The sequence below is a fragment of the Nocardia fodinahabitans genome, from assembly GCF_052983615.1.
The window spans coordinates 4,794,031-4,806,480 of sequence record NZ_JBRJJC010000001.1; the positions used below are offsets into that span (position 1 = coordinate 4,794,031).

Here is a 12,450-nt window from a genome sequence, read left to right on the forward strand (position 1 = left end):
TCGATGTGCGCTCTTGTCCGGCCCTACCTGCGGCGACGAATGTGAACACCGCCGCGGGGTCGCGGCCGTCGCGCGGAAAGGTCGTCAACTTGGCGAAACGGGTCGGCTCTGTCCGATTTCCCAGTGGATGGTCCAGCCCGCCGATGTGACGGGCATCTCGGCTAGGCTCACCGCGAGCCGAGTACAGTAGCGAGGATTTCAGCCGAACCTACTGGCTAGTAACGTCGGCTGACCCGTTGTTCCCCGGCTCGAAGCCAGCACGAGAAGGAAGTCTGACTAGTGGAGACAACGCAAAACGTGGGCGAGGGTTCGCCGCGCGGCGCGCGTGTCGGAGTCGTTCGCGAGTCCGGCGCGGGTGAGCGGCGGGTCGCATTGGTGCCCAAGATCATCCCCGCCCTGTCCAAGCAGGGTGTCGAGGTGGTCGTGGAAGCCGGTGCCGGCCTCGGCGCCCTCATCCCCGACGAAGCCTTTGTCGAGGCGGGCGCGACCATCGGTGATCCGTGGTCGGCCGACGTCGTCGTCAAGGTGGCACCGCCCAGCGATGCCGAGGTGGCCAAGCTGTCGTCCGGGCAGACCCTGATCGGGTTCCTCGCGCCCCGCAACGCCGAGAACCAGATCGGTGCGCTGCGCTCCGCCGGTGTGCAGGCGTTCGCGGTCGAGGCGATTCCGCGTATCTCGCGCGCGCAGGTGATGGACGCGCTGTCCTCGCAGGCCAACGTCGCCGGATACAAGGCCGTGCTGCTCGCCGCCTCGGAGTCCACCCGCTTCTTCCCGATGCTGACCACCGCCGCGGGCACCGTGAAGCCGGCCACCGTGCTGGTGCTCGGTGTCGGTGTCGCCGGTCTGCAGGCGCTGGCCACGGCCAAGCGCCTCGGCGGCCGCACCACCGGTTACGACGTGCGTCCCGAGGTCGCCGATCAGGTGCGCTCGGTCGGCGCCCAGTGGCTCGACCTGGGCATCGACGCCGCCGGTGAGGGCGGCTACGCCCGCGAACTCACCGAGGACGAGAAGGCTCAGCAGCAGCAGGCCCTCGAAGACGCCATCAAGAGTTTCGACGTGGTCATCACCACCGCGCTGGTGCCGGGTCGTCCCGCGCCGCGCCTGGTCACCGCCGCCGCCGTGGAGGGCATGAAGCCCGGCAGTGTGATCGTCGACCTGGCCGGGGAGACCGGCGGCAACTGCGAGCTCACCGAGCCCGGCGAGATCGTCGTCAAGCACGAGGTGACCATCGCCTCGCCGCTGAACCTGCCCGCCACCATGCCCGAGCACGCCAGCGAGCTGTACTCCAAGAACATCGCCGCGCTGCTGGAACTGATGCTGGTCGACGGCAAGCTCGCGCCCGATTTCGACGATCAGGTGCTCGCGGACTCCTGCGTCACCCGTGAGGTGGAAGCCTGATGTACACCGAACTTCTCGCCAATATCGCGATCCTGGTCCTGTCCGGGTTCGTCGGATTCGCGGTCATCTCCAAGGTCCCCAACACCCTGCACACCCCGCTGATGTCGGGCACCAACGCCATCCACGGCATCGTCGTGCTCGGCGCGCTGGTGACGCTGGGCAATGTGAAGGACCCGTCCCTGCTGGTCCAGATCATCCTGTTCGTCGCCGTGGTGTTCGGAACGCTGAACGTCATCGGTGGCTTCGTGGTCACCGACCGCATGCTCGGCATGTTCAAGGGTAAGAAGAAGGCGGCCGAGTGATGCACGCAGTCGACAACATGACCTACCTGGTCAACGGCCTCTATATCGTGGCCTTCTCCATGTTCATCTACGGCCTGATGGGCCTGACCGGCCCGAAGACCGCGGTGCGCGGCAACCAGATCGCCGCGGTCGGCATGGCCATCGCGGTGATCGCCACGCTGATCTCGGTGCGCCACGCGGACCTGATCAACTGGATCCTGATCGGCGCGGGCCTGGTCGTCGGTGTGGCGCTGGGTGTTCCGCCCGCCGTGCGCACCAAGATGACCGAGATGCCGCAGCTGGTCGCCGCGTTCAACGGTGTCGGTGGTGGCACCGTCGCGCTCATCGCGTGGGCCGAGTTCATCGACAGCTCGGGCTTCTCGGCGCTGCACGACGAGCCGACCATCCACATCATCATCGGGTCGCTGTTCGCCGCGGTGATCGGTTCGGTCTCCTTCTGGGGCTCGATCATCGCCTTCGCCAAGTTGCAGGAGCTCCTGTCCGGCAAGCCGATCAGCGTCGGCCGCCTGCAGCAGCCGCTGAACCTGCTCCTGCTCGTCGGCGCGATCGTGTGCGCCGTGGTGATCGGCCTCGGCGCCGACAACGGTGGCGTCTCGCAGCTGTGGATGATCGGCCTGCTGGTGCTGGCCGGTGTGCTCGGCCTGATGGTCGTGCTGCCGATCGGCGGCGCGGACATGCCGGTCGTCATCTCGCTGCTCAACGCGCTGACGGGTCTGTCGGCCGCGGCCGCGGGTCTGGCGCTGAACAACACCGCGATGATCGTCGCGGGCATGATCGTCGGCGCGTCCGGCACCATCCTCACCAACCTCATGGCCAAGGCCATGAACCGCTCCATCCCGGCCATCGTCGCCGGTGGCTTCGGTGGCGGCGGCGGTGCGGCCGGTGGCGGCGCCGGTGGCGAGTCCAAGCAGGCCAAGGCCACCTCGGCCGCCGATGCCGCGATCCAGATGGCGTATGCCAACCAGGTCATCGTGGTGCCCGGCTACGGTATGGCCGTCGCGCAGGCCCAGCACGCGGTCAAGGAGATGGCCTCGCTGCTCGAGGGCAAGGGTGTCGAGGTCAAGTACGCGATCCACCCGGTCGCCGGTCGTATGCCCGGTCACATGAACGTGCTGCTGGCCGAGGCCGAGGTCTCCTACGACGCGATGAAGGAAATGGACGACATCAACGGCGAATTCGGCCGTACCGATGTGGTCCTGGTGATCGGCGCCAACGACGTCACCAACCCGGCCGCCCGCGAGGACAAGTCCAGCCCGATCTACGGCATGCCGGTCCTCAACGTCGACCAGGCCAAGAGCGTCATCGTGCTCAAGCGCTCGATGAACTCCGGCTTCGCCGGTATCGACAACCCGCTGTTCTACGCCGACCACACCTCCATGCTGTTCGGCGACGCCAAGAAGTCCGTCGGTGCGGTCACCGAGGAACTCAAGGCGCTGTAAGTCGCACGCACCACGGGGCCCTTGCCGTTCATCACGAACGGCAAGGGCCCCGTGCGTTGCTTACCAGAACGGCCGGTTGTACTTGCGGGTGCCTGGGAGATCCAGATAGGGGCAGTCGGCGGAGCCGGTGCGCAGGGTCGCGGTGTCGTCGCCGGGGGCGATCCACTGGAGTTTGCCGCTGTCGAGCCAGGGTTTCAGGTCGAAGTCGCGGCGGTTCGAGTGCCAGTTGTCGTCCCAGGCGGCGTACCTGCCCGGGGCCTGGCTGACATCGTAATTGTCACTGCCCCAGACCGGTTCGAGCGCGATGCCGCGCGGCCGGTAGACGGAGCAGTGGTAAGTGATCGGCCAACCGGTGTGCGGGCCGACCCGCACCTGGGTGATCACGGCCCGCATGTCGGGATGATCGAGGACCTCGGGGTACACGTAGGGCACGTCGGGACCTACGCGGCGATCGAACGGCGCTGGTGCGGGCGCACCGTCGAGCCGCATCGCACCGGCCATCAACAACCAGGTGTGCGGCACCGGGTCCAACCGGCGAATCGGGTTGAACGCGAACCAGAACCAGCCGTCGACGTCGACGATGTCGAGCGGCCAATGCACCAGCTGATTGCTGAACGGGCACCGCGAGACCACGATGTCGGGTAGCAGCTCGCGGTAGCGGTCGTGCAGCGCACTGGCCCCGTCGAAGGCGGCCCACCCTTCCTCGGTCGCCCCCAGCTCCTTGTATACGGCAGTAAGGCGGTTGCCTTCCTCGAGCAACGCCGCCCGCTCGGTGACGAACGGCTCCACTCCGACGATGTCGAGGGTCGCCATGGCCTGCCGGTAGTCCGGCCGCTTGCCGGCCGCGGGCAGCTCGTAGACCTGGCCCCGCTGGAAGGCAGGCAGCATGGCCAGCGCCGGATCCTGCTTCAGCTGTGGAATGTCGCGGCCGCCGTCGAGCTTGATCACGAACACCACGCACCACGCGGACTCTTCATCAGGGGTTCTCTTTCGCTGCGAACGCTGTCTCGAAGAGAGGTTAGCCTAAGCAAGTGGTCGAGGATGGTGTGTTCAAGATCAAGGCGGCCGACGGCACCACCGTCGCGGGCAGCGAACTGGCCTTCCGTGTCGACGAATTCGTGTTCCCGATCGCCGCCGAGATCTCCGGCCGCACCGCCACTCTGACCCCGCAGTTCGACCTCGCGCACGCCACCTACAAGCCGGTCGCGCTGCCGTACGAGGACAAGGCGCCGTGGAAGAGCGAGTACGACCGTGAGCAGGCCGCCTGGAGTCGTCTGGGCAGCACCATCTCCCTGGGCGCCAGCGTCGCCACCCTCGTCGGCGGCCTCGGTGGCGGCGCGATCGGCTGCGTGCTCGGCGGTATCGCGGGCGCCACCATCGCCTCGGCCACCATCGTCGGCATGTTCGGCCCGTTCATCCCCGCCGCCGCCGTCGGCTGCATCGCCGGCATCATGGCCATCGGCGCCCTGGGCACCCTCGCCGGCCAGATCTTCATCACCGCCCCCGTCGCGATCATGGCCGCGGTCCAGTACTTCACCACGATCAACTCCCCGATGCCGAACAACCCGGCACCGGCCAAGTAGGTCGCCCCAGAACACTCGTGGAGGGGACAACTCGACGAGCTGACGAATCCCGCCCGATCCCGATCGGGCGGGATTTGTTGTGCCCTCCGGGCGTTGGACACCGCCGCGGCCCAGGCGGGTATCGGCGCATGGTTACGCGGTCGTCTCGGCATGGCCGAAAGCGGGTCGGTGGGTTGTCGTCAGTCCTTGCCGAACCGCTGGAACGCGGCCTGCCGCGAGGTGTCAAGCGCTGCGCCGATCACGGTCCAGGAATCCCCGGCATCCCGAGCGGCTTTGACCGCGGCCCGCAGTTCCGCTTCCGCCTCGGCAACTTTCTTCCGTGCTGCGATTATGCCGCGAAAGTGCTTGGCATCGCGGGCTGGAGTGGTACTTGGATCCAGCTGATCCAACGCCGCGTCCAACTCGCCTGCGGCCACCTCCGGTTCAATGTTGTCCGGCACCCTGTTCTGTGTGGCATCGTTTCGTCCAACGTCCCAGTGCCGCAACAGGATATGGCGCAAGCCCTCGAACTGTTCGAGGATGGATGTCAAGTCCGAGCCTGGCTGGGCGTCGAAGATCAAGTTCGCTGGTTCGCGGCTGCACGGTAACTCGGGGGCCACGACTAGATACACCGTGTTGGTGCTGTGTGGCGTATCCGCCGCAGTGGGAGTTGGGCGCCGCGGTGTCACCGCGGACCCGAGTAGTCCTGTTGCTGGCAGTCTGGTGTGGCCAGCACGCTTGGCCTGCATACCTTTCTTCGTCATCGACATATCGGCATCACCTCAAATACTCGTGGAACTTGGCTCTCATGTTGTCGGCGTGGATGATTCGGACTGGGCCGTTCGGAGGAACGGCGATCAATTCGAGCATCCGCCCGGCACGGTCTGGACCGAGGACCAGTATGCGATCCTCGCCGTACATCTCGAGTTCGACGTACCGGAGAGCGTTCTCCCAGGCGTGGAGAATATCCGCGTCGGCCACACCATGTTTTCGGGCCGATGCCAGGATCTCCACCTGTCAAGGTTACCTTTACGGGCGTGGGTGATGTCAAGGATCTGTTTACGCTCAGCATCGACCGCCATGATCTGCCAGTTGGCGCGAAGGACCTCGATGTCGGCGGTCCCGAGGTTCGGCATCAGCTCACGTCGGCGTCTGTGGCCTGGGTCTTCTCGCTCGGGGCGGGGATGTGGCGGAGCAGCACCATGACCAGAACGGCGGCGACGGCGGTGAGGCCGATACCGACGAGGGAATTCACCTGGAGGGCATGGGTGTAGGCCTGGCGGGCGATGGTGGTGAGTTCGGCGCCGAGGGCTTCGGGGAGGGTGGCGGCGACCTGGAGGGCGCCGGCCAGGGTGTCCTCGGCGGCGTTGGCGACCTCGGTGGGCAGGCCGGTCGGCAGGTTCCCGGCCATCTGGCCGCGGTAGACGGCGGTACCGATGCTGCCGATCACGGCGACACTGAGCGCGGCCGAGAGTTCCTGGCCGGTCTCGGAGATCGCGGACGCGGCGCCGGCGCGGGCCGGGTCGACCGCGCCGACGATCAGATCGAGGCCGAGGACGAACATCGGGCTCAGCCCGAGGGAGAACACCACCATGCCGGTGACGATCAGCGCGAGGTCGTCGGCCCCGGAGAGCTGGGTGAACATCGCGTACCCGGCCATGGCGATCACCAGGCCGCCCGCCATCAGGTACGCGGGTCGCATCCGCGGCGCGAGGGCGCTCACCACACCGGCGGCCACGACCATCGCCGCGGCCTGCGGCACCGTCCACAGCCCGGCCTCGAAGGCCGACAGCCCGAGCACCAGCTGGAGATACTGCGACAGCAGCAGGAACAGCCCGCCCATGGCGAGCATGGCGACCATCAGCGCGACCAGCGAACCACTGAACCGCACATTGCCGAACAGTTGCAGGTCGATCAGCGGATCGGTCAGTCGTCGCTGCCGCAGCACGAACACCGTGCCCAGCACCAGACCGGCCACCAGTACGGCGATCGCGTCGACCGCCCAGCCGTCCTTGGCCAGCTCCTTGATGCCGTAGATGACGGCCATCACCGACAGCAGCGACAACACCGCGCTCGCGACGTCGAGCTTGCCCGGATTCGGGTCCTTGTACTCGGGCAGCAGCATCGGTCCGGTCACCAGCAGCAGCACCATCGCCGGCACCGCGACCAGGAACACCGAGCCCCACCAGAAGTTCTCCAGCATCGCCCCGCCGACCAGTGGACCGATCACCATGCCGATCATGAAGCTGGTCATCCACACGCTGATCGCGGTGGTGCGCTGGCGGTCGTCGTGGAACATGTTGCGGATCAGCGCCAGGGTCGACGGCATCAGGGTCGCGCCCGCGATGCCGAGCAGCGCCCGGGTGCCGATCAGCATGTTCGCGCTGGTGGAGTACGCGGCGACGATCGAGGCGGCACCGAACGCGAGCGCGCCGATCATCAGCAGCTTGCGTCTGCCGATCCGGTCACCGAGGGTGCCCATGGTGATCAGGAATCCGGCGACCAGGAAGCCGTAGATGTCCAGGATCCAGAGCAGCTGGGAACTGCTCGGTTGCAGCGCTTCGCTGATGCTCGGGATGGCGAGGTAGAGGACGCTCAGATCCATCGAGATCAGCAGCGTCGGCAGCGCGAGCACCGCCAGCCCTATCCACTCCCTGAGCCCGGCCGTGGTGGTTGGTTCGTCTGCGGCCTGCTCACTCTGCGTGGACGTCACGACAGCGACGTTACCGACGAATCGACCGCGCGTGCCAGGCGTTTTTCGGCGCCGCGGCCGGTCTGCCCGCCCAGAAGTCATTGGACATTGCCGGGGCGGTGCCGCGAGGATGGGCGCGGTGTCCACACGTAATGAACAGCTCAGGCTCGTCGATCCGCCGCGTCAGCCGGACGATCCGGGCGAGCGGTTTCCGTGGTCGGCGGCCATCGACTCCACCTACTCGACCCGCGACGCCATCGACGCGCTGGCGCTCGCGCCGTTCCTGCGGGGTGACCAGTCCTTCGCCCGGCAGGCACACCTGGACCGGGTGCGGCCCGACGCGCCGCTGCGGCCCGCCGACTCGCGGATCGTGCGCTCGGTGGCCGACGACGACAGCAGCGCCATGCTGGTCGAAGGCGAGGGCTGGTCGCTGCGGGCGGTGCGCTGGGCGGGCGGGTCGGCCACGGTCGAGGTGACCGCGGTCAGCGACGAACTCGCCGTCACCGTGCTGGCCGGCGCCACGGCCGACGCCGTGCAGCCGCCGGGTGCCGGTGCCACCGTGGAGATGGGCTTCTGGCATATGGATGTCCGGCGGCCGTTGCGCAGGCGTCGCCAGATCAGCGCGCCCGCGTGGCCGGAGATCCGCGGCAACTACGCCGCGCCGGTCTCGGCGAGTATGGATCGGCTGATGGCGCTCGAGGTCGCCGAGATCAGGGGCAGGCTGGTGCTGCTGCACGGCGAGCCGGGCACCGGCAAGACCACCGCGCTGCGCGCGCTCGCGCGGGCGTGGTCGTCGTGGTGTCAGGTCGACTGCGTCGTCGATCCCGAAGAACTGTTCAGCAATCCCGGCTATCTCATGGAGGTCGCCGCGGGCGCCGACGGCGATGACGGCAGCCGCTGGCGCCTGCTGGTGCTGGAGGACTGCGACGAACTCATCCGCGGCGAGGCGAAAGAGGCTGCGGGACAGAAGCTGTCGCGCCTGCTCAACCTCACCGACGGCATGCTCGGCCAGGGCCGCAATGTGCTGATCGCGGTCACCACCAATGAAGACCTGTCCCGCCTGCACCCCGCCGTCGTGCGCCCCGGCCGCTGCCTGGCCCAGATCGAGGTCGGTCGCTTGTCACCCACCGAGGCACGCGACTGGCTCACCGCGCAGGGCTGTCCGCCGGGTGCCCCGATCGGCCGCGAGGGCGCGACCCTCGCGGAGCTGGTCGCCCGCCGCGACGGCGAGATCCAGATCCAGTCCGTCACTCCGGACGCGACCGAAGTCGGCATGTACCTGTGACGGTCACGCCGGAGTGTGGGCCCTGATCAGCTCGGTGAGGTGAGCGCCGACTCGGTCGAGTGGCTCGGTGCTGTGCTTGGCGAGCGACATCACCACCGCGCCCTCGATGGTGGCGATGACCGTCGTCGCCAGTGATCGGGCGGTGTCGGGGGCGATGTTCTCCGCGCGCAGCCGTGTCTCCAGCGCGTTTTCCCAGTCCGTGAAGGCCTCGCCCGCGGCGTCGGCGGCGGCGGGGGATTCCGAGCGGCCGAGTGCCGCGGCGACGATCGGGCAGCCGGCCAGGAAGCCGCTGGACTCGACGACGTGCTTCCACGCGTCGGCGAACGAGGCGATGGTCGTCTCCGGCTCGGCGTCGGCGCTGAACGTCTCGATGAGTGCGGTCATCGACCGCCCGGCGACCCGGGTGGCCTCGGTGATCAGCTCGGATTTGCCGCCGGGGAAGTTCAGGTAGATCGTCCGGCGGGAGAGCCCGCTGTGGTCGAGCAGCTGCGCGACTCCGGTCCCGGTCACGCCATTGCGGCGGACCAGGTCGATCGCGCTCTGCACGAGTCCGTCGCGTGCGGCCATCGGCGTCCTTTCGGTCGGTTCGATTGAAGTATACCGATCGGTGTACTACCGTTCGAGCAAGTACACCGATCGGTGTAGTGCGCGCGATCCGTGGAGGAGCCGACGATGACAGCCCTGAGCGACCCGCTCGCCCTGCCGTGCGGCCAGGTGCTCGGCAACCGGCTGATGAAGGCCGCGCTGAGCGAGGGCCTCGGCAATCCGGAGGCCGGGCCCGACGAACGTCTCGACCGGCTCTACCGCCGGTGGGGAACCGGCGGCTTCGGCCTGGTGGTGACCGGCAACGTCATGGTCGACCGCGACCATCTCGGCGAACCGGGCAATGTCGTCGTCGAGGACGAGCGCCACCTCGACGACCTGCGCCGCTGGTCGGCCCACGCGACCGGGGCAGGCGCCCGGGTCTGGATGCAGATCAATCACCCCGGGCGCCAGGCGAATCCGCTGATGACCAAGGCCCAGCCGGTGGCGCCGTCGGCGATCGGCCTCGGCCTGCCCGGCATCCCCGCGCCGCGCGCGCTCACCGACGCCGAGATCGTCGACATCGTGCACCGCTTCGCCACCACCGCGCGGATCGCCGAGCGGGCGGGCTTCGACGGCGTGCAGATCCACGGCGCGCACGGGTATCTCGTCTCGCAATTCCTCTCGCCGCTGGCCAATCGGCGCGACGACCGCTGGGGTGGTGACCCCGATCGGCGGGCGCGGTTCGTGGTCGAGCTGGTCCGCGCGATCCGGGCCGAGGTGTCGTCGTCGTTCGCGGTCGCGATCAAGCTCAACTCCGCGGACTTCCAGCGCGGCGGCTTCACCGAGGACGAGTCGCGCGCGGTGGTGCGGCGCCTCGCCGGCGAACGACTCGATCTGATCGAGATCAGCGGCGGCAGTTACGAATCGCCCGCCATGATGGGCAGGCCGGTGGCCCGTTCGGCGAGCACCGCGGCCCGCGAGGCGTACTTCCTCGGTACGCGCGGTCGGTGCGGGCGGCCGCGGGATCGGTGCCGCTGGCCGTCACCGGCGGCTTCCGGTCCCGCCTCGCCATGCTCGACGCGGTCGAGTCGGGGGAGTGCGATGTGGTCGGCCTCGGGCGGCCCAGCGCCGTCGATCCCGGCGCGGCGGCACAGATCCTGCATCAGCGCATCGAGCGCCTGCACTCGCCCAGCATCTCGCTCGGCCTGCCGGCGCGGGTGGCCGCGCTGCCCAATGTCAAGAGTCTCGAGGGTGCCCTCGACCTGCAGTGGCACACCGACCAGCTGCATCGCGTCGGCGCGGGCGCCGACCCCGATCCCGACCGCGCGCCGTGGCTCACGGCGGCGGCCATGCTGAAACACCATGGTGTCGACGCGTTCCGGAGCAGAAGGAGTTCGACCGTGACCCAACCGGCCAAGGACCCGGCCCTGCGCAAGTTCGAGTTCGAACGCGCGGTCGGGCGCTATCTCGCCAATCCGGCCGTCCGCGCCTTGAGCCGGATCGGCGTCCGTACCTCGTTCGCTACCGAGCTGGAGACGACCGGCCGCAAGTCCGGACAGGCCAGGGTGGTCCCGGTGTCGGTGTCGTTCGACGACACCGGCGCGTGGGTGATCAGCCAGCACGGGACCAGGTCGGGCTGGGCGGCCAATATCGGCGCCGAGCCGAAAGTCCGGGTCCGCCAGGGCAATCGGTGGCGCACCGGGATCGCGGAGTTGCGTCCGGCCGACGACGTCGTCGCGCGGGCGCGCAGCTTCGCGCCGAATCCGGTGTTCGCCGGGCTGACCGCGGCGACCTTCCGCGCGTTGCAGACCACACCGATCTCGGTCCGGATCACCTTCACCGACTGACGACCTCGGCCCGCGCGGCACAGGCCAGGGTGAGCACGAGCGGCACGGCCAGCGCCGCGGTGAGCGGGACGAGCGCGGTCAGCCAGCCGATCATCGCGGGCCCGGCGAGCAGTCCCAGATAGCCGATGGTGAAAACCCGCGACATATCGGTGGCGGCCGTCGTGCCACCGAGATTGCCTGCGGCGGTGAAGATCTGGGGCACGCCGCCGGCGAGGCCGAGGCCGCACATCGCCCAGCCCGCCAGGGTGAGCGGCAACCACGGCGACGCCATGACCACCGCGAAACCGGCCCCGGCGAGCAGGCTGCCGTAGCGCACGATGGCGACCGGGCCGATGGCCCCGGCCACCCGGTCGGCCAGGAACCGGCCCAGCGTCATGGTCGCGGAGAAGGCGCCGAACGCGAGTGCGGCTGCGGACTCGGACACGTGCAGGTGTTCGCGCACCTGGAGCGCGCTCCAGTCGCCCGCGACGCCTTCGGCGAGCAGCAGGACGAAAGCGATCACGCCGAGGGAGAGCACCTTTCGGGTGCGCGCGTGGGCGTGCTGTCCTTGCGTCGGCTCGGTAGCCGGGCCCGACGACGCGATTGTCGATCGGGTGGCATCGGCGCCCGCCGGTTCGGCGCGCACGGGCGGGCCGATGTCCGGGCGCCCGTCGCGGGTCACCGACTCGGCCGGGTAGGCACGGTCGGAGTTACCGGCGTCCGCTTCGTGCGTCCGGTCGGGGTCGGCGACCGCGTCGTCGTAGTGCTCCGGCCGCGAGCCGGTGTCGGGCCGGTGGTGCGGAATCAGGTGCGGCACGAGCGCGGCGGTGACGGCGAGTCCCGCGATCCCCGCGATCGTCAGCGTCAGCTGCGGGGACCAGCCGAGGCGCTGAGTGGCGGCGCCGACCAGCGCGCCCGCGAACCCGCCGCCGGAGAACATGGCGTGGAACGCCGACATGATCGGCCGGTGATAGGCCCGTTCGACGTGCACCGCCTGGGTATTCATCGAGACGTCGAGCGCGCCGTTGCCGAGCCCGAAACAGGCCAGCGCGATCGCCAGCGTCACCGGGCCCGTCGCCAGCGCGGGACCGAGCACCGTCACCGAGATGGCGGTCGCGGCCACCGCGACGAGCGTGCGGCTGCCGAACCGATCGGCCGCCGGGCCCGCGAGCCGCATCCCCACGATCGCGGCCCCCGCCAGCAGCAACACGAACATCCCGAGCAGCGAGGACGACACCCCGGTCCGATCGGTGATCGCCGGAATGTGGACCACCCACATGGCCAGCAGGAACCCGTTCAGCGTGAATACGGAGAAGACCGCGGCCCTGGCCAACCGGAGCTCGCGGTCGATCGTCGCTGCCGTCACCGATTCGACGGTACCCGCGACAGGTATCGGACATGGGCAGGACCGAGATCACCAC

Annotated in this window: 11 protein-coding genes and 1 pseudogene; 6 read left to right on the forward strand and 6 right to left on the reverse strand. The window is 68.9% G+C overall.

Features of this window, described 5'->3' with window-relative positions:
• Window positions 1-279: 279 nt before the first annotated feature.
• The 3 genes from NV348_RS22185 to NV348_RS22195 are packed head-to-tail and all read left to right on the forward strand — an operon-like array spanning window position 280 to window position 3,139.
• Window positions 280-1,398: a Re/Si-specific NAD(P)(+) transhydrogenase subunit alpha gene (locus NV348_RS22185; protein ID WP_447148614.1), complete on the forward strand. Its 1,119-nt coding sequence runs from the start codon at window positions 280-282 to the stop codon at window positions 1,396-1,398.
• A complete protein-coding gene (locus NV348_RS22190; protein WP_019045334.1) occupies window positions 1,398-1,700 on the forward strand; it encodes an NAD(P) transhydrogenase subunit alpha part 2 in 303 nt (100 codons plus the stop codon). Before NV348_RS22185 ends, NV348_RS22190 begins: the two co-directional genes overlap by 1 nt.
• 17 nt (window positions 1,701-1,717) lie before the next feature.
• On the forward strand, window positions 1,718-3,139 hold the full coding sequence (locus tag NV348_RS22195) for an NAD(P)(+) transhydrogenase (Re/Si-specific) subunit beta (protein ID WP_447151119.1): 1,422 nt from the start codon (window positions 1,718-1,720) through the stop codon (window positions 3,137-3,139).
• Between the two features lie 60 nt (window positions 3,140-3,199).
• On the opposite strand, the gene NV348_RS22200 is transcribed toward NV348_RS22195, so the two are convergent.
• Window positions 3,200-4,096: a hypothetical protein gene (locus NV348_RS22200; RefSeq protein WP_447148615.1), complete on the reverse strand. Its 897-nt coding sequence runs from the start codon at window positions 4,094-4,096 to the stop codon at window positions 3,200-3,202.
• A gap of 74 nt (window positions 4,097-4,170) precedes the next feature.
• Between NV348_RS22200 and NV348_RS22205 the strand changes: the two genes are divergently transcribed.
• On the forward strand, window positions 4,171-4,722 hold the full coding sequence (locus NV348_RS22205) for a DUF8020 domain-containing protein (RefSeq protein ID WP_447148616.1): 552 nt from the start codon (window positions 4,171-4,173) through the stop codon (window positions 4,720-4,722).
• Between the two features lie 179 nt (window positions 4,723-4,901).
• On the opposite strand, the gene NV348_RS22210 is transcribed toward NV348_RS22205, so the two are convergent.
• The 3 genes from NV348_RS22210 to NV348_RS22220 form a co-directional block, all read right to left on the reverse strand.
• On the reverse strand, window positions 4,902-5,282 hold the full coding sequence (locus NV348_RS22210) for a hypothetical protein (protein ID WP_447148617.1): 381 nt from the start codon (window positions 5,280-5,282) through the stop codon (window positions 4,902-4,904).
• Between the two features lie 196 nt (window positions 5,283-5,478).
• Window positions 5,479-5,715, reverse strand: a complete 237-nt coding sequence (locus tag NV348_RS22215; protein WP_447148618.1) for a hypothetical protein — start codon at window positions 5,713-5,715, stop codon at window positions 5,479-5,481.
• A gap of 121 nt (window positions 5,716-5,836) precedes the next feature.
• Window positions 5,837-7,414, reverse strand: a complete 1,578-nt coding sequence (locus NV348_RS22220; protein ID WP_447148619.1) for an MFS transporter — start codon at window positions 7,412-7,414, stop codon at window positions 5,837-5,839.
• A 109-nt stretch (window positions 7,415-7,523) separates the two neighbouring features.
• Between NV348_RS22220 and NV348_RS22225 the strand changes: the two genes are divergently transcribed.
• Window positions 7,524-8,678: a DUF5925 domain-containing protein gene (locus NV348_RS22225; protein WP_447148620.1), complete on the forward strand. Its 1,155-nt coding sequence runs from the start codon at window positions 7,524-7,526 to the stop codon at window positions 8,676-8,678.
• A gap of 3 nt (window positions 8,679-8,681) precedes the next feature.
• Here the strand turns inward: NV348_RS22225 and NV348_RS22230 are convergent, their stop codons facing one another.
• Window positions 8,682-9,245, reverse strand: a complete 564-nt coding sequence (locus NV348_RS22230) for a TetR/AcrR family transcriptional regulator (protein WP_447148621.1) — start codon at window positions 9,243-9,245, stop codon at window positions 8,682-8,684.
• A gap of 105 nt (window positions 9,246-9,350) precedes the next feature.
• Between NV348_RS22230 and NV348_RS22235 the strand changes: the two are divergent.
• Window positions 9,351-11,050, forward strand: a pseudogene (locus NV348_RS22235) (nitroreductase family deazaflavin-dependent oxidoreductase).
• Here NV348_RS22235 and NV348_RS22240 read toward each other — a convergent pair.
• Window positions 11,040-12,395, reverse strand: coding sequence for an MFS transporter (locus NV348_RS22240; protein WP_447148622.1), 1,356 nt, complete (start codon window positions 12,393-12,395; stop codon window positions 11,040-11,042). The pseudogene NV348_RS22235 and the gene NV348_RS22240 overlap by 11 nt on opposite strands.
• Window positions 12,396-12,450: the final 55 nt, after the last annotated feature.

Coding starts and splice junctions, on each gene's coding strand:
- NV348_RS22230 (WP_447148621.1), bottom strand. CDS start 9,245: ATGGCCGCACGCGACGGACTCGTGCAGAGCGCGATCGACCTGGTCCGC.
- NV348_RS22195 (WP_447151119.1), top strand. CDS start 1,718: ATGACCTACCTGGTCAACGGCCTCTATATCGTGGCCTTCTCCATGTTC.
- NV348_RS22225 (WP_447148620.1), top strand. CDS start 7,524: ATGGGCGCGGTGTCCACACGTAATGAACAGCTCAGGCTCGTCGATCCG.
- NV348_RS22190 (WP_019045334.1), top strand. CDS start 1,398: ATGTACACCGAACTTCTCGCCAATATCGCGATCCTGGTCCTGTCCGGG.